This is a genomic window from Streptomyces deserti (genome assembly GCF_054782695.1).
Genome location: NZ_BAAGRZ010000001.1, coordinates 24,568 through 41,309 on the forward strand (window position 1 = coordinate 24,568; position 16,742 = coordinate 41,309).

14 protein-coding genes are annotated in these 16,742 nt (G+C 70.4%); 7 read left to right on the forward strand and 7 right to left on the reverse strand.

Annotation, left to right across the window (positions count from 1 at the left end):
- Positions 1–84: 84 nt before the first annotated feature.
- Both ACYVMZ_RS00145 and ACYVMZ_RS00150 read right to left on the reverse strand, forming a co-directional pair.
- On the reverse strand, positions 85–417 hold the full coding sequence (locus ACYVMZ_RS00145; protein WP_461074209.1) for a hypothetical protein: 333 nt from the start codon (positions 415–417) through the stop codon (positions 85–87).
- Positions 418–501: 84 nt separating this feature from the next.
- The gene (locus tag ACYVMZ_RS00150) at positions 502–1,455 is read right to left on the reverse strand and encodes a heme o synthase (protein WP_461074210.1); all 954 of its coding nucleotides are present in this window, start codon (positions 1,453–1,455) and stop codon (positions 502–504) included.
- 348 nt (positions 1,456–1,803) lie between these two features.
- Here ACYVMZ_RS00150 and tkt point away from each other — a divergent pair, with 348 nt between their 5' ends.
- From tkt to pgl, 5 genes are read left to right on the forward strand one after another with little or no spacing between them, the layout of a single operon-like run.
- On the forward strand, positions 1,804–3,906 hold the full coding sequence (gene tkt / locus ACYVMZ_RS00155) for a transketolase (protein ID WP_461074211.1): 2,103 nt from the start codon (positions 1,804–1,806) through the stop codon (positions 3,904–3,906).
- A 34-nt stretch (positions 3,907–3,940) separates the two neighbouring features.
- The gene (tal, locus tag ACYVMZ_RS00160) at positions 3,941–5,059 is read left to right on the forward strand and encodes a transaldolase (protein ID WP_461074212.1); all 1,119 of its coding nucleotides are present in this window, start codon (positions 3,941–3,943) and stop codon (positions 5,057–5,059) included.
- Positions 5,060–5,063: 4 nt separating this feature from the next.
- Positions 5,064–6,587: a glucose-6-phosphate dehydrogenase gene (gene zwf, locus ACYVMZ_RS00165; protein ID WP_461074213.1), complete on the forward strand. Its 1,524-nt coding sequence runs from the start codon at positions 5,064–5,066 to the stop codon at positions 6,585–6,587.
- Positions 6,584–7,702, forward strand: coding sequence for a glucose-6-phosphate dehydrogenase assembly protein OpcA (opcA, locus tag ACYVMZ_RS00170; protein WP_461074214.1), 1,119 nt, complete (start codon positions 6,584–6,586; stop codon positions 7,700–7,702). Before zwf ends, opcA begins: the two co-directional genes overlap by 4 nt.
- Positions 7,699–8,484, forward strand: coding sequence for a 6-phosphogluconolactonase (pgl, locus tag ACYVMZ_RS00175; protein WP_461074215.1), 786 nt, complete (start codon positions 7,699–7,701; stop codon positions 8,482–8,484). The genes opcA and pgl overlap by 4 nt, the downstream gene beginning before the upstream one ends.
- Positions 8,485–8,572: 88 nt before the next feature.
- Here pgl and ACYVMZ_RS00180 read toward each other — a convergent pair whose 3' ends face one another.
- The 5 genes from ACYVMZ_RS00180 to ACYVMZ_RS00200 all read right to left on the reverse strand — a co-directional run bounded on the left by ACYVMZ_RS00180 (position 8,573) and on the right by ACYVMZ_RS00200 (position 15,218).
- The gene (locus ACYVMZ_RS00180) at positions 8,573–9,412 is read right to left on the reverse strand and encodes a carbohydrate ABC transporter permease (protein WP_461074216.1); all 840 of its coding nucleotides are present in this window, start codon (positions 9,410–9,412) and stop codon (positions 8,573–8,575) included.
- Positions 9,409–10,773: an ABC transporter permease gene (locus ACYVMZ_RS00185; protein ID WP_461074217.1), complete on the reverse strand. Its 1,365-nt coding sequence runs from the start codon at positions 10,771–10,773 to the stop codon at positions 9,409–9,411. Before ACYVMZ_RS00185 ends, ACYVMZ_RS00180 begins: the two co-directional genes overlap by 4 nt.
- A gap of 2 nt (positions 10,774–10,775) precedes the next feature.
- Positions 10,776–12,101: an ABC transporter substrate-binding protein gene (locus tag ACYVMZ_RS00190; protein WP_461074218.1), complete on the reverse strand. Its 1,326-nt coding sequence runs from the start codon at positions 12,099–12,101 to the stop codon at positions 10,776–10,778.
- Positions 12,102–12,140: 39 nt separating this feature from the next.
- Positions 12,141–13,778 carry a glycoside hydrolase family 13 protein gene (locus ACYVMZ_RS00195; RefSeq protein WP_461074219.1) on the reverse strand — a complete coding sequence of 546 codons (1,638 nt, stop codon included), beginning with the start codon at positions 13,776–13,778 and terminating at the stop codon, positions 12,141–12,143.
- A gap of 168 nt (positions 13,779–13,946) precedes the next feature.
- Positions 13,947–15,218 carry an ABC transporter substrate-binding protein gene (locus tag ACYVMZ_RS00200; protein ID WP_461074220.1) on the reverse strand — a complete coding sequence of 424 codons (1,272 nt, stop codon included), beginning with the start codon at positions 15,216–15,218 and terminating at the stop codon, positions 13,947–13,949.
- Between the two features lie 122 nt (positions 15,219–15,340).
- On the opposite strand from ACYVMZ_RS00200, the gene ACYVMZ_RS00205 reads away from it, so the two are divergent.
- Both ACYVMZ_RS00205 and ACYVMZ_RS00210 read left to right on the forward strand, forming a co-directional pair.
- On the forward strand, positions 15,341–15,856 hold the full coding sequence (locus tag ACYVMZ_RS00205; protein WP_461074221.1) for a PadR family transcriptional regulator: 516 nt from the start codon (positions 15,341–15,343) through the stop codon (positions 15,854–15,856).
- Positions 15,853–16,617: an ABC transporter ATP-binding protein gene (locus tag ACYVMZ_RS00210; protein WP_461074222.1), complete on the forward strand. Its 765-nt coding sequence runs from the start codon at positions 15,853–15,855 to the stop codon at positions 16,615–16,617. Before ACYVMZ_RS00205 ends, ACYVMZ_RS00210 begins: the two co-directional genes overlap by 4 nt.
- Positions 16,618–16,742: the final 125 nt, after the last annotated feature.

Below are 16,742 nucleotides of genomic sequence, written 5' to 3' on the forward strand. Positions count from 1 at the left end.
GGGTCCTAACGGGTGAACCGGGTGTCAGGTGTTGGCCTCACGCGCACCGGGCGCGACACACCCCGTGCGAACGACCGGCGGATGTCAGCGGTTCTTCGGTCCGCCCACCTGGATGCCCGCCATGCGCGACCACTCGTACGGCCCGGTCTTCACCTTGGCCGCGAACTCGCCGTCGAACGCCTCGTGGACGGTGATCCCCGCCTTCTCCGCCGCCTTCTCGGCGATCTCGTAGCTGGGCGCCACCAGGTCGCCCCAGCCGCCGTCCGCGCCGACGAGCACGATCCGCGCGCCGCGCTGCCCGAGGTAGGCCACCTGGCCCTCGGCCCCGCCGTGCGCCTTGGAGAAGGAGCCGATCTGCTTGGCGAGCCGGGCCACCTTGCGCTCGGCCTTCGGGTCAACCTGCTGCGTGTCTGCCATGGTCAGGATGCTACCGACGGGTAGATGAAACGGCGACGGGCGGGGTGCGTGGCCTTGACCACGTACCCCGCCCGTCCCAAGCGGTTATCGCAGGAAGGGGTCCACCGCCACCGCCACGAACAGCAGCGACACATAGGTGATGGACCAGTGGAACAGGCGCATCTCCTTCAGCTTCGCGCCCGTCACCTCCGCCTTCGCCCGGTTCTGCAGGGCGTGTGCCTCCCACAGCCACCAGCCGCCCGCCGCCAGCGCGACCAGCGTGTAGAACCAGCCGGTGTAGCCGAGCGGGGTCAGCAGCAGGGAGACCGCGACCATGACCCAGCTGTAGATCACGATCTGCCTGGCGACCGTCTTGTTGGAGGCGATGACCGGCAGCATCGGCACGCCCACGCGCGCGTAGTCCTCCTTCACCTTCATGGACAGCGGCCAGTAGTGCGGAGGCGTCCAGAAGAAGATGACCATGAAGAGGATGAGCGGGGCCCAGGACAGCGAGTTCGTCACGGCCGTCCAGCCGATCAGCACCGGCATGCAGCCGGCGATACCGCCCCAGACGATGTTCTGCGAGGTCCGGCGCTTGAGGATCATCGTGTAGACGACGACGTAGAAGAGCAGCGCGCCGAGGGCGAGCCAGGCCGACAGCCAGTTGACGGTGAGGCCGAACAGCAGCGTCGAGACGACCGCCAGCGTGATGCCGAAGGCGAGGCACTCGCGCGGGCTGACCATGCCGGTGACCAGCGGGCGCTGCGAGGTGCGGTCCATCAGCGCGTCGATGTCCCGGTCGATGTACATGTTCAGCGCGTTGGCGCCGCCCGCGGAGAGGTAGCCGCCGACGCAGGTGAGCAGCACCAGCCTCAGGTCGGGCACGCCCTGCTCGGCGAGGAACATCACCGGGACCGTGGTGATCAGCAGCAGTTCGATGATCCGCGGCTTGGTCAGCGCCACGAACGCCTTGACACGGGCCCCGAACGGCCGATGGGCCGGGCTATGGCTCGTCCCGATTACCCCCGCTGGACGGGATTCAACGGCCGTCACGCACACCCCTACAGAGACATCCCAGCAAGCCTCCCCGTGTGAATGGGCGGTAAAGGCTCGCGCGTACCACGCCACTGTAGACGTTGCCCACACCCCGGCATTCGCGGGGGTGGGGTCGTGTTGGACGGCACGGCCCGACGTGCGTCTCCCGGCTCGATTGAGCACCCGGATGAGCGGCTCCGTATTCAGGTGTCGAATGCGATACGGCCAAGTCAGGAGGCGGACGCCGACGAGTGCCCGCAGTCTGGAACGACTCGGAAGAAGGCACGTCCCACGGGGGTAGGCTCGGCTGCGGCCGGTGGGCGCCCCGATACACCGGCATGACGAACATGTGGAGAGGAGCCCTGACTCAGGGTGAGCACCAAGCCGACCACCACAGACCTCGAGTGGACCGAGTTGGACCAGCGGGCCGTCGACACCGCGCGCGTCCTGGCCGCCGATGCCGTACAGAAGGTCGGCAACGGCCATCCGGGTACGGCGATGAGCCTGGCGCCTGCCGCCTACACCCTCTTCCAGAAGGTGATGCGGCACGACCCGGCGGACGCCGACTGGGTCGGGCGTGACCGCTTCGTGCTGTCCGCCGGCCACTCGTCCCTGACCCTGTACACCCAGCTGTACCTGGCCGGCTTCGGCCTGGAGCTGGACGACCTGAAGGCGTTCCGCACATGGGGTTCGAAGACCCCCGGTCACCCCGAGTACGGCCACACCGTGGGCGTGGAGACCACCACCGGCCCGCTCGGCCAGGGTGTCGCCAACGCGGTGGGCATGGCGATGGCGGCCCGCTACGAGCGCGGCCTGTTCGACCCGGACGCCGCGCCCGGCACCTCCCCCTTCGACCACTTCGTCTACTGCATCGCCGGTGACGGCTGCCTGCAGGAGGGCATCTCCGCCGAGGCGTCCTCGATGGCCGGTCACCAGAAGCTCGGCAACCTGATCCTGCTGTGGGACGACAACCACATCTCGATCGAGGGCGACACCGAGACCGCCGTCTCCGAGGACACGGTTCTGCGGTACGAGGCCTACGGCTGGCACGTGCAGCGCGTCGAGCCGAAGGAGAACGGCGACCTCGACCCGGCCGCGATCTACGAGGCGATCCAGAAGGCGAAGGCCGTCACGGACAAGCCGTCGTTCATCGCGATGCGGTCGATCATCGCCTGGCCCGCCCCGAACGCCCAGAACACCGAGGCCGCGCACGGCTCGGCGCTGGGCGAGGAGGAGGTCGCGGCGACCAAGCGCGTCCTCGGCTTCGACCCGGAGAAGACCTTCGAGGTCGCCGACGAGGTCATCGAGCACACCCGCAAGGCGATCGAGCGGGGCCAGGCGGCCCGCGCCGTGTGGGAGAAGTCCTTCCAGCAGTGGCGGGACAACAACCCCGAGCGCGCCGCCGAGTTCGACCGTATCGCCGCCGGTGAGCTGCCCGAGGGCTGGGAGGAGAAGGTCCCGGTCTTCGAGCCCGGCAAGGCGGTCGCCACGCGTGCCGCGTCCGGGAAGGTGCTCCAGGCGCTGGGCGCGGTGATCCCGGAGCTGTGGGGCGGCTCGGCCGACCTGGCCGGTTCGAACAACACCACCATCGACAAGACGTCGTCGTTCCTCCCGGCGGACAACCCGCTGCCGGAGGCGAACCCGTACGGCCGCACGATCCACTTCGGCATCCGCGAGCACTCCATGGCCGCGGAGATGAACGGCATCGCGCTGCACGGCAACACCCGTGTCTACGGCGGAACGTTCCTCGTCTTCTCCGACTACATGCGCAACGCGGTGCGCCTGTCGGCGCTGATGCACCTGCCGGTGACGTACGTGTGGACGCACGACTCCATCGGCCTCGGTGAGGACGGCCCCACCCACCAGCCGGTCGAGCACCTGGCCTCGCTGCGTGCCATCCCGGGCCTGAACATCGTGCGCCCGGCGGACGCCAACGAGACCGCGATCGCCTGGCGCGAGATCCTGCGCCGCTGGACGAAGGAGTTCGGCAAGGGGCAGCCGCACGGCCTGGCCCTGACCCGCCAGGGCGTGCCGACGTACGAGCCCAACGAGGATGCCGCGCGCGGCGGTTACGTCCTGTTCGAGGCCGAAGGGCCCGAAGGGCAGAGCACTGCGCCCGAGGTGATCCTCATCGCGACCGGTTCGGAGGTGCACGTCGCCGTCGAGGCGCGCGAGCAGCTCCAGAGCGCCGACGTGCCCACGCGGGTGGTGTCCATGCCGTCCGTGGAGTGGTTCGAGGAGCAGGACCAGGGGTACCGGGACAGCGTCCTGCCGCCGTCCGTGAAGGCCCGTGTCGCGGTCGAGGCCGGGGTGGGCCTGACGTGGCACAAGTACGTGGGAGACGCCGGCCGCATCGTTTCCCTGGAGCACTTCGGTGCGTCGGCGGACGGCAAGGTGCTCTTCCGCGAGTACGGCTTCACTGCCGAGAACGTGGCGGCCGTCGCCCGGGAATCGATCGCCGCAGCCCAGCGCTGACGCTCATATACGACACGTAGGAGATGGAATTTCCATGACAGACGCACTCAAGCGCCTCTCCGAGGAAGGCGTGGCGATCTGGCTGGACGACCTGTCGCGCAAGCGGATCACGTCCGGCAACCTCGCCGAGCTGATCGACCAGCAGCACGTCGTGGGCGTCACCACCAACCCGACGATCTTCCAGAAGGCGATCTCGGAGGGCGACGGTTACGACCAGCAGCTCGCCGACCTCGCCGCCCGCGAGGTCACCGTCGAAGAGGCCATCCGCATGATCACCACGGCGGACGTCCGCGACGCCGCCGACATCCTGCGCCCGGTCTTCGACGCCACCGGCGGCCAGGACGGCCGTGTGTCGATCGAGGTCGACCCGCGTCTGGCCCACAACACCCGGGCGACCGTCGCCGAGGCCAAGCAGCTGGCCTGGCTGGTCGACCGGCCGAACACGCTCATCAAGATCCCGGCCACCAAGGCGGGCATCCCGGCGATCACCGAGACGATCGGCAACGGCATCAGCGTCAACGTGACGCTGATCTTCTCGCTGGAGCGCTACCGCGAGGTCATGGACGCCTACCTGTCCGGTCTGGAGAAGGCGAAGGAGAAGGGGCTCGACCTCTCCCGGATCCACTCCGTGGCGTCCTTCTTCGTCTCCCGCGTCGACACCGAGATCGACAAGCGGATCGACGCGCTGGGCACCGACGAGGCCAAGGCGCTGCGCGGCAAGGCCGCCATCGCCAACGCGCGCCTCGCCTACCAGGCGTACGAGGAGGTCTTCTCCTCCGACCGCTGGAACGCGCTGGAGCGCGAGGGCGCCAACAAGCAGCGTCCGCTGTGGGCCTCGACCGGTGTGAAGGACAAGGCGTACAAGGACACGATGTACGTCACCGAGCTGGTCGCGCCGAACACGGTCAACACCATGCCGGAGGCGACGCTGTTCGCCACCGAGGAGCACGGCGAGATCACCGGCAACACCGTCGCCGGCACGTACGAGCAGGCCCGCGCCGACCTCGACGCCGTCGAGAAGCTCGGCATCAAGTACGACGACGTGGTCCAGCTGCTGGAGGACGAGGGCGTCGAGAAGTTCGAGGCGTCCTGGAACGACCTGCTGAAGTCGACCGAGGCCGAGCTCAAGCGCCTCGCCCCCGCGGAGGGCTGAACAGGTGTCGAGCAGCAACCCGCTGCGTGACCCCGCCGACCGACGGCTCCCGCGTATCGCGGGGCCGTCGGGCCTGGTCATCTTCGGCGTCACGGGCGACCTGTCACGGAAGAAGCTCATGCCCGCCGTGTACGACCTCGCCAACCGGGGTCTGCTGCCGCCGGGCTTCTCGCTCGTCGGCTTCGCGCGCCGCGAGTGGGCTCACGAGGACTTCGCGCAGGAGGTCCACGACGCGGTCAAGGAGCACGCCCGCACCCCCTTCCGCGAGGAGGTCTGGCAGCAGCTCATCCAGGGCATGCGCTTCGTGCAGGGCACCTTCGACGACGACGACGCCTTCGAGCGGCTGCGTTCGACGATCGAGGAGCTGGACAAGGCACAGGGCACGGGCGGCAACTTCGCCTTCTACCTGTCCGTGCCGCCCTCGGCGTTCCCGGTGGTCATCCAGCAGCTGAAGAAGCACGGGCTGGCCGACCAGACCGGCGGCTCCTGGCGGCGCGCCGTCATCGAGAAGCCGTTCGGGCACGACCTGAAGTCGGCCGAGGAGCTCAACGCGATCGTCCACGAGGTCTTCGCCCCGGACCAGGTCTTCCGCATCGACCACTACCTGGGCAAGGAGACCGTCCAGAACATCCTGGCGCTGCGCTTCGCCAACACGATGTTCGAGCCGATCTGGAACCGGTCCTTCGTGGACCATGTGCAGATCACCATGGCCGAGGACATCGGCATCGGCGGCCGGGCCGGCTACTACGACGGCATCGGCGCCGCGCGTGACGTCATCCAGAACCACCTGCTCCAGCTCATGGCCCTCACCGCCATGGAAGAGCCCGCCTCCTTCGACGCGGACGCGCTGGCCGCGGAGAAGACCAAGGTGCTCGGCGCGGTACGGCTGCCGAAGGACCTGGGCCGGGACACCGTGCGGGCCCAGTACGCGGCCGGCTGGCAGGGCGGCGCGAAGGTGATCGGCTACCTGGACGAGGAGGGCATCGACCCCGGCTCCAAGACCGACACGTACGCCGCGATCAAGCTGGAGATCGACAACCGCCGCTGGGCGGGCGTGCCCTTCTACCTGCGCACCGGCAAGCGGCTGGGCCGCCGCGTCACGGAGATCGCGGTGGTGTTCCAGCGGGCCCCGCACTCCCCCTTCGACACCACGGCCACCGAGGAACTGGGCTCCAACGCGATCGTCATCCGCGTCCAGCCCGACGAGGGCGTCACCGTCCGCTTCGGCTCCAAGGTCCCCGGTACGTCCATGGAGATCAGGGACGTGTCGATGGACTTCGCCTACGGCGAGTCGTTCACGGAGTCCAGCCCGGAGGCGTACGAGCGGCTGATCCTGGACGTTCTGCTCGGCGACTCGAACCTCTTCCCGCGCACCGAGGAGGTCGAGCTGTCCTGGAAGATCCTCGACCCGATCGAGGAGTACTGGGACAAGAACGGCAAGCCCGCCCAGTACCCGGCCGGTACCTGGGGGCCCGTCGAGGCGGACGAAATGCTCGAGCGAGACGGACGGAGCTGGCGCCGGCCATGAAGATCGACCTGACCGACACCACTGCCAGCAAGATCAACAAGGCGCTGGTCCAGGGCCGCCGGGCGATCGGCACGCCGGCCGTCGGCATGGTGCTCACGCTGGTCATCGTGACGGACGAGGAGAACGCGTACGACGCGCTGAAGGCCGCGAACGACGCCTCGCACGAGCACCCCTCGCGCACGCTCGTGGTCATCAAGCGTGTCTCGCGCTCGCCGCGTGACCGCACCCAGTCCCGCCTGGACGCGGAGGTCCGGGTGGGCGCGGACGCGGGCACCGGCGAGACGGTGGTGCTCCGTCTGTACGGCGAGGTGGCCGACCAGGCCCAGTCGGTGGTGCTGCCGCTGCTGCTGCCGGACGCGCCGGTGGTGGTGTGGTGGCCGGTGAACGCGCCGCTCGACCCGGCCAGCGACCCGCTGGGCGCCCTCGCCCAGCGCCGCGTCACCGACACCTACGCCTCGGAGCAGCCGGTCCGCGAACTGGCGGCCCGCGCCAAGGCCTACACCCCCGGCGACACGGACCTCTCCTGGACCCGCATCACGCCCTGGCGCTCGATGCTGGCTGCGGCCCTCGACCAGGTCACCTGCGAGGTCAAGGCCGTCGAGGTGGAGGGCGAGGAGTTCAACCCGAGCTGCGAGCTGCTGGCGATGTGGCTCGCGGACCGGCTGGACGTCCCGGTGAAGCGCTCCCTGTCCGGCGGCCCGGGCCTGACGGCGGTCCGTATGGACACCGACTGCGGCCCCATCGTCCTGGACCGCGCGGACGGCTCCCTGGCCACTCTCTCCATCGAGGGCCAGCCGGACCGTGCGGTGGCGCTCAAGCGGCGGGAGACGGCCGAGCTGATCGCGGAGGAGCTGCGGCGGCTGGACCCGGACGACACCTACGCGTCGGCGCTGCGGTACGGGGTGGAGCGGCTGAAGCCGGCTTCGGCCCCGGTTCCGGCGCAGGGGCGGGGACCGGTGGCCAAAGGAGAACGTCTCGACGGGCGAGAGCCCCTCGCGCTCCCCGCTCCCGTCGAAACGGCTGCGAAAGCACCCGCTGAGGAAGCGACGGCGAAGGAACCGGTGAAGCAGGAGCCGCCCACGCCGGAGCCGGTGCGGAAGGCGGCGACGCAGTGAGTACGGCACCGCAGCTGGTCGTCCACCGCGACAAGGAGCTGATGGCGCAGGCCGCGGCGGCCCGGCTGATCACCAAGATCGTGGACGCGCAGACCTCCCGGGGTTCGGCGTCCGTGGTCCTGACGGGCGGCCGCAACGGCAACGGCCTGCTGGCCGCCCTGGCCGCCGCGCCCGCCCGGGACGCCATCGACTGGGGCCGCCTCGACCTGTGGTGGGGCGACGAGCGGTTCCTGCCGGAGGGCGACCCGGAGCGCAACGTGACGCAGGCCAGGGAGGCCCTGCTGGACTCCGTACCGCTGGACCCGAAGCGCGTGCACGCCATGCCCGCCTCGGACGGCCCGTACGGCACGGACGTCGACGCGGCGGCGGCCGCGTACGCGGAGGAACTCGCGCAGGCGGCGGCCCCGGAGAACCACGGTCCCGTCCCGACCTTCGACGTCCTGATGCTGGGCGTCGGCCCGGACACGCACGTGGCGTCCCTGTTCCCGGAGCTTCCCGCGGTCCGGGAGACGGAGCGCACGGTGGTCGGCGTCCACGGCGCGCCCAAGCCGCCGCCGACCCGGATCACGCTCACCCTCCCGGCGATCCGCGCGGCCCGCGAGGTGTGGCTGCTGGCCGCCGGTGAGGACAAGGCCCAGGCCGCGGCGATCGCCCTGTCGGGCGCGGGCGAGATCCAGGCCCCGGCGGCCGGCGCGTACGGCCGGGCCCGCACTCTGTGGCTGCTGGACGCGGCGGCGGCCTCGCAGCTGCCGCGGTCGCTGTATCCGCCGGCGTCGGCTTAGAGCTCCGCCCATTCTGTTCGGAGCTCTTACGCGTGAACGCCCTCGGGCCCCCGCTGCGACGTGCGGCGGGGGCCCGAGGCATACACGGCTACTTCACCGACCCGGCCATCACCCCCTGCACAAAATGCCGCTGGAACGCGAAGAACACCACCACCGGGACGATCAGCGACACGAACGCCCCCGGTGCCAGGACGTCGATGTTGCTGCCGAACTGCCGGATCTGGGACTGGAGTTCCACGGTCAGCGGCTGGGAGGAGCTGTCCGCGAAGAGCAGGGCGACCAGCATGTCGTTCCAGACCCACAGGAACTGGAAGATGGCGAGGCTGGCGATCGCCGGGCGGCCCACCGGCAGGACGAGGCGGGTGAAGATGCGCCATTCGCTGCCGCCGTCCATCCGGGCGGCCTCCAGCATCTCCTTCGGCATCTCGGCGAAGTAGTTGCGCAGCAGGAACACCGCGAACGGCAGGCCGTAGGCCACGTGGAAGAGGACGACGCCCGGGATCGTGCCGAACAGGCCCAGTTGGCCGAAGAGTTTGGCGACCGGCAGCAGGCCGATCTGGACGGGCACCACCAGGAGCGCCACGACGAGCAGGAAGACCGGCTCCCGGCCGGGGAAGTCCAGCCAGGCGAAGGCGTATCCGGCGAGTGCCGCGATGGCGACGACCAGCACGGTCGTCGGCACCGAGATCAGCACGGTGTTCCAGAAGGCCTGCGTGATGCCCGCGTTCTCCAGCAGCGCCGAGTAGTTGTCGAAAGACAGCTGCCCGGGGCTGGTGAACACCGTCCACCAGCCGCCCTGCGCCGTGTCCTCCGCAGAGCGCAGCGACGACAGGAACAGCCCGGCCAGCGGTGTCATCCACACCAGGCCGACGACCACGAGGAAGGCCTGGACGACCCCGTTGCCCAGGTGGCGGCGGACGGCGTTCATCGCTGACTCCTTCGGAAACGGCGGACGTTGAAGACCATGGCCGGGATCACCAGCAGCAGGAGCAGCACACCGAGCGCGCTGCCGAGGCCCTGGTTGTTGCCGCCGCCGAACGACACCAGCCACATCTGCGTCGCGAGCACGGTCGCGTCCTCCTGCACGGGCCCGGGCGCGATGATGTAGACGAGGTCGAAGACCTTCATCACGTTGATCACCAGGGTCACGAAGACGACCGTCAGCACGGGTGCGAGCAGGGGGACCGTGATCCGGCGGAAGATCTGCCACTCGTTCGCGCCGTCCATGCGGGCCGCCTCCAGGGCGTCCCTCGGCAGGGTCGACAGGCCCGCCCCGATCAGCACCATGGCGAAGCCGGTCCAGATCCACAGGTACGCCCCGATGATCGCGGGCGTGACCAGCGCCGGGCCGAGCCAGGAGACGCCCTCGTAGGGTGGCGCGAAGTTCGCGGCGGGCAGCTTGACGGTGTACGAGCCGTCGGCGAGGCCCTCGAAGCGGAAGGAGCCGTCGGAGGCGGTGGTCGTCGACGCGACCGTCTTGCCCTCGCGTACCGCCTCGACCTTCATCTCGGGCAGCCCGCTCTCGCTCCGGTCGACCTTGCCCTGCTCCCCTCCCCCGCCCGGAGTGAAGTCCAGGTAGACGACTCCGCGCAGCTCGTTCGGGGCCGCCTTCCGCCCGGCCGCGGCGGACGCCGGCCCGGCGTCCGGGGGCAGGTCGTCGGGGCGTACGCCGACCAGGCCGAGCGCCACCGTGTTCCCCGGCGACACGCTCGCGGACGTCCGGTACGCGCCGTCCGCCTCCTTCGTCAGGCCCTGGCCGTCACGGGCCCGGGCCGTCGGGTAGGAGGAGGTGCCCTTGAAGGCGTCGTGGACGGAGACCACGGCGGCGTTGAGCACGCCCTTGTCCGGGTCCTCGTCGTAGGCGAGCCGGAAGATGATCCCGGCGGCGAGGAAGGACACCGCCATCGGCATGAACAGCAGCAGTTTGAAGGCGGTGGCCCAGCGGACCTTCTCGACGAGGACGGCCAGGATCAGGCCCAGGCCGGTCAGCAGCGCCGGGGCCACGACGACCCAGATCGCGGTGTTCCGGATGGCCTTGAGGGTGGCCGGGTCGCGGAACATCTCGGTGTAGTTCTCGCCGCCCACGAACTGTGTCCCGGAGGCGTCGAAGAAGCTGCGGCCGACGGAGAACAGCACCGGGTAGACGACCAGCGCACCCAGCAGGAGCAGTGCGGGGAAGACGAACAGCAGGGCGACGATCCGGCCCCGCCGCCGCAGGCGCCGGCCGCGTGCGCTGCCGGCGGGCGGGGCGGCCGGGGGGCTCGTCTCTTTCACCAGGGTCGTGGTCATGATCAGCCCTGGTACGCCTTGGCCGCCGCGGCCTCCAGCTTCGCCGCGGTGCCCTTCGGGTCCGACGGGTCGCGCAGGAAGTCCTGCAGCAGCTTCCACTCGCCGGCGCCCTTGGTGCCGCCGAAGGCCGCCGGGGCCTGGTCGGACATGTCGAAGCGGACCGAGTCACCGGCCTGCACCAGGGACTTGGCGGTGGCGCGGGTGACGTCGTCGCCGTAGGAGGCGAGGTCGAGCTTCTTGTTCGGGGAGAGGAAGCCGCCCGCCTCCGCCCACACGGCCGCGGCCTCCGGCGTCGCCAGGTACTCCAGGAGCGCCATGGCGGCCTTCTGGTTCTTGCCGTCCTTCAGGACGACGGCCGCGTCGCCGCCGCTGACCACCGGCGCCTTGCCGCCGCCGACCGCCGGGAACGGGAAGAAGTTCGCGTCCTCACCGATCGTCTTCCCGAACTGGTCCTTGGCGACGCCGGCCACGAAGTCGCCCTCGTAGACCATGCCGGCCTCGGGCTTCGGCCCGAACACCTTCTCCACCGAGCCCGGGAAGTCGGTGTTCAGGGCGCCCTTCTGGCCGCCCGCGATCAGCTGCTTGTCCTTGAAGAGCTTGCCGAGCGTGGTGAGCGCCTCCACCACCGACGCGTCGGTCCACTTCAGCTTGTGGGCGGCGAGGGCGTCGTACTTCTCCGGCCCGGCCTGCGAGAGGTAGATGTTCTCGAACCAGTCGGTGAGCGTCCAGCCGTCCTGCCCGGCGACCGAGAAGGCGGCGAGCCCGGAGTCGGAGACGGTCCGCCCGGCCTTGAGCATCTCGTCATACGTCTTCGGCGGCTTCACCCCGGCCTGGGCGAGGGCGTCCGGGCTGTACCAGACGGTCGACTTGTGGGCGGCCTTGAAGTACAGGCCGTACAGCTTGCCGTCGACGCTGCCGTACTTCTTCCACACGGGCGCGAAGTTGGCGTCCACGGACTTCTGGGCCGTGCCCGACAGCGGCTTGAGCCAGCCCTGCCGGGCGAACTGCTGGAGCACGCCGACCTGCGGGACCATCACGACGTCGGGGGCGTTGCCGCCCTCGATCTTGCTGCCGACGACGGTGGAGACGTTGTCCCCGGTGGACACGAACTGCGTCTTGGCGCCGGTCTTCTCGGCGAACGCGTCCAGCACCTTCTGGAAGTTCTTCTGCTCGGTGCCGGACCAGACACCGGCCACGGTGAGCGTCTGGCCGCTGAGCGCCTTGTCGCCGCCACCGGCCGTGACGGGCCCGCCGCCGCAGGCGGTCGCGCCGAACGCCAGGGCGAGGGCGGTGCAGCTCGTGAGCAGGGTGGTACGTCGTCGCATCATCGTTGATGTCCCTTCGAAGGGTGGGGAGTTGCCGGACGATCAGAGGTCGTTGATCCACCAGGCGGCGGTCGAGCCGGGCAGCACCCCGGCCGGGCAGGGGCCGCTGGACAGCAGCGGGGTGCCGGAGACCGGCGCGGGCGTGGGGGCCGTACCGAAGTTCACGGCGCAGACCAGGTCGTCGCCGCGGACGAAGGCGAGGACACCGGGCGGGGCGTCCAGCCAGCGCAGCGTGCCCTCGCCCAACTGAGGCAGGGCGGAACGCAGTTGCAGGCCGTCGCGGTACAGGTGCCAGAACGAGCGGGTGTCGGCGAGGGCCCGGTCGGTGGCGAACTCGGCGAAGTACTCCGGCTGCGGCAGCCACGGCTTGGCGCCCTCCGCGCCGGAGGTGAAGCCGAACGGGGAGGCCTGCCCCGACCAGGGCAGCGGCACCCGGCAGCCGTCCCGGATCCGGGCCCGGCTGCCGGTGCGGCGGAAGATCGGGTCGGTGAGCACGTCGTCGGGCAGGTCCACGACCTCGGGCAGCCCCAGCTCCTCGCCCTGGTAGATGTACGCGGCTCCGGGCAGCGCCAGCATCAGCAGCGCGGCGGCCCGGGCCCGGGCGGCGCCGAGGCCGCTGCCGTGCGGGGTGGGTTCGCCGTAGCGGGTGACGGTGCGAACCTGGTCGTGGTTGTTGAGGACCCAGGTGACCGTCGAGCCGGTCCCGGCGATGTCCTCCATGGCCTCGGAGATGACCTTGCGGAAGGCGTCCGGGTCCCAGGGGGCGCTGAGCAGGTCGAAGAAGAAGGCCTGGTGGAGCTCGTCCGGGCGGACGTACTTGGCGTGCTCGCGGGCGGTGGGCACGGAGACCTCGCCGACCAGGAGGCGTTCGCGGCCGTCCCGCTCGGCGTACTCGTCGCATATCGCACGCCACTGCCGCCACACCTCGTGCACCTCGGGCTGGTTCCAGGCGAGCGGGTTGACCGAGTCGCGGGTGCGGGCGTCGGCCTCCGGGTCCGGGGAGTCGGGCAGGTCCGGGTGCTTGAAGAGGCCGGCGGCGACATCGATACGGAAGCCGTCGACGCCCCGGTCCAGCCAGAACCGCAGGATCCTCTCGAACTCGGCGGGAACCTCGGGGTTGCGCCAGTTCCAGTCCGGCTGCTCGGGCGTGAACATGTGCAGGTACCACTGGCCGGGCCGCCCGTCCGCCTCCGTCACCCGGCTCCAGGCCGGGCCGCCGAACATGGCGTGCCAGTTGTTGGGCGGCTCGGAGCCGTCCGGGCCACGGCCGTCGGCGAAGTGGAAACGGGCGCGGGCCGGGCTGCCGGGGCCTTCCGCCAGCGCCTCGCGGAACCACGGGTGCTCGCTGGAGCAGTGGTTCGGCACGATGTCGAGCAGCACCCTGATGCCGAGCCGCCGAGCCGCCGCGACCAGCAGGTCGAACTCGGCGAGGTCGCCGAAGAGCGGGTCGACGTCGCAGTAGTCGGCCACGTCGTAGCCGTGGTCGTGCTGCGGCGAGGGATAGAAGGGGCTCAGCCAGATCCCGTCGACGCCGAGCTTCTTCAGGTACGGCAGCCCTGCCCGGACCCCGGCGAGATCGCCGATGCCGTCGCCGGTGCTGTCCAGGAAGCTGCGGACGTACACCTGGTAGATCACTGCGTCGCGCCACCAGTGGTGGGTGCGGTTGCGCTGGAGACTCACCCCGTCGACCTGTCTCTTCGTGCTTACGGTTATGCATGCATGTTAAGTAGGCGTGTCGCGAGGGTGTCAATGAACTGACCGGAAGCTACTGGAGGGTTGGGCCTGAAAATCCTGACGAATTGGGACAATCTCGACCGAGATGAGACGTCCGCGTTACCTAACAGGTAACTAACGGCGGGAAATCGCGGCCAGCTCCCGCGCCAGCCGCCGCACCGCGCCCTCCGGGCTGACGTGCCCGGTCATCGCGTCCCGCACGACGGCCTGCACCGCCAGGCTGACCTGGTCGTAGTGGGGGCTCTTGGGGCGCGGCGCGGCGGAGAGCACGCTCTCGCGCAGGGTCGGCAGGTACGGGAACTCCCTGATGAGTTCCGGGTCCTCGTAGAGGTCGGCCCGTACGGGCGGCAGCGCGCCGCGTGTGAGGACCTGGCGCTGGACGCGCTCGCTGGTGAGGTACGCGATCAGGCGTGCGGCCGAGTCGGGGTGCCGCGCGTGCGCGCTGACGGCCAGGTTGGAGCCGCCCAGGACGCTCGTCCCCGGCCCGTTAGGCCCCGGCAGCGGTACGGCGCCGATCTTCCCGGCGACCTTCGAGCCCGGGGCGGAGGCGACGACGTACGCGTACGGCCAGTTGCGCAGGAAGAGCAGCCGGCCGTCCTGGAAGGCCTGCTTGGACTCCTCCTCCTTGTACGTCAGGGCCTCTTTCGGGATCCAGCCCTCGCGCACCCCGCGCGCGAGGAAGCCGATGCCCTCGCGGGCCGCCGCCGAGTCGACGGTGACGCGTTCGCCCTCGTCGCCGAGGATCGTGCCGCCCGCCGAGTAGACGGCCTCGGCCGCGTTGACGGTGAGGCCCTCGTAGGGCAGGAACTGGCCGGCGTAGCCGTCGAGTCCGTACTTCGGTGCGATCGTCTTCGCCTGCCGCTCCAGCTCGGCCCACGTGCGGGGCGGCGGGAGACCCTCCTCGGCGAGGACGTCCTTGCGGTAGAGGAGCAGGCCCGCGTTGGTGACGTACGGGACGGCGTACAGCTGTCCGTCGTAGGTCGCCGTGTCCACGACCGGCGGCAGGAAGCTGTCGAGGGGGAAGCGGTCGCGGGGCAGCGGCCGGATCCAGCCCGCCGCGGCGAACTCCGAGGTCCAGTTGACGTCGATGTTGAGGATGTCGAAGCGGCTGCGGTCGCCGCCGCGCAGGTCGGTGGCCATCTGCGCGCGGGTCTCGTCCGCCGAGTCGGGCAGCTCGACGAGGGTGACCTTCTCACCGGGGTGGGTGCGGTTCCAGCCCTCCAGCAGGGGGCCGAGGTAGCCGGTGAAGTCACCGGCGGTGGCGAGCGTGAGCGGGCCGCGCTCGCGCGCGGTGCCCTCGTCGGCCCGGGCGCCGGACGCCACGTAACCCGTCAGGATCACGACGAGAACGAGAAGGCCCCTACCGGCGGCATGTATCCACCGCATAGGTTCCTCCCTGGTACACCGGCCACGGGCATCTTCGCTCGGGTCAGAGGCCATGTATACCTGTTAGGTATGGGCGATACTAGGGCCTGGCACACATTACTGAGGACAGGAGGACTGGACGCGTGCGCCTGCCCCTCCTGGCACTCCTCGCCCGCGGCCCGGCCCACGGCTACGAGCTCAAGCAGGACCTTGAGCAACTGCTGGGCTCCGCGTACCCTCAGCCGAACGTCGGCCAGATCTACGTGACCCTCGGCCGCCTCGAGAAGCAGGGACTGATCGAGGGCGAGGACGTCGAGCAGTCCAGCCGGCCCAACAAGAAGGTCTACCACCTCACCGACGCCGGGCGTGAGGCGCTGCGCGCCTGGTTCGAGGAGCCCGAGGACGAGCCGCGGGTACGGGACGAGTTCTTCATGAAGCTGGCCCTGGCCCCGCAGACCGGCCTCGCCGACCAGATCGCCCTCATCAACAAGCAGCGGCGCCAGTATCTGAACACCATGCGGCAGCTGTCGAAACTGGCCACCGCCGAAGACCGGGACAACCGCATCGCCCACCTGCTGATCGAGGGCGCGATGCTGCATCTGCAGGCCGACCTCGACTGGCTGGAGCGGTGCCAGGAAGAGCTGGAGGAGTTGGAGTGAGCTCTGGGACGAGCGACAGTCCCGCTCCTGTGCTGCGCGCCGAGGGCCTGGTCAAGACGCACCACGGCGAGGGCGCGCCCGCCCATGCCGTGCGCGGGGTCGACCTGTCCGTGCGGCGGGGCGAGTTCGTGGCGATCACCGGCCCGTCCGGTGCCGGCAAGTCGACGCTGCTGCACCTGCTGGGCGGGCTGCAGCGGCCGGACGCCGGCAGCATCTGGCTGGACGGCGAGTGCGCGGACGCCTACAGCGAGGCGCGCTGGGCCGTGGAGCGCCGCAAGCGCATCGGGATCGTCTTCCAGTTCTTCAACCTGGTGTCGAACCTGTCCGTCGCCGACAACGTCGAGCTGCCCGCCCTGCTGGCCGGGGTGCCGCCGAAGCGGGCGCGGGCCGAGCGGGAGCAGCTGCTGGCCGAGCTGGGGCTGCAGGGCAAGGAGCGCAGCCTGCCGGGCGAGCTGTCCGGCGGTGAGCAGCAGCGGGTCGCCCTCGCCCGGGCCCTGGTCAACCACCCGCCGCTGCTGCTGGCCGACGAGCCCGCGGGCAGCCTGGACAGCAAGGGCACCCGCGAGGTGATGCGGCTGCTGTCCCGCTTCCACCAGCGCGGCCAGACGATCGTGCTGGTCACGCACGACGCCCGGCTGGCGAGCGCCGCGGACCGGGTGATCAGCTTCTTCGACGGGCGGATCGCCGACGACGCGGAACTGGACGGCACGCCGCCCCCGCGCCGCTCCGGGATATCCGGCGTGCTGGAGCTCAGGGACTGACATGCGGGTGTACGACCAATGCGCCGTGTTCGGGCCTCGCGCCGTGTCCAGGCCTTGCGCCACGTGCGGGCCTCGCGCCGTGTCCAGGCCCTGCGCCACGTGCGGGCCTCGCGCCGTGTCGAGGC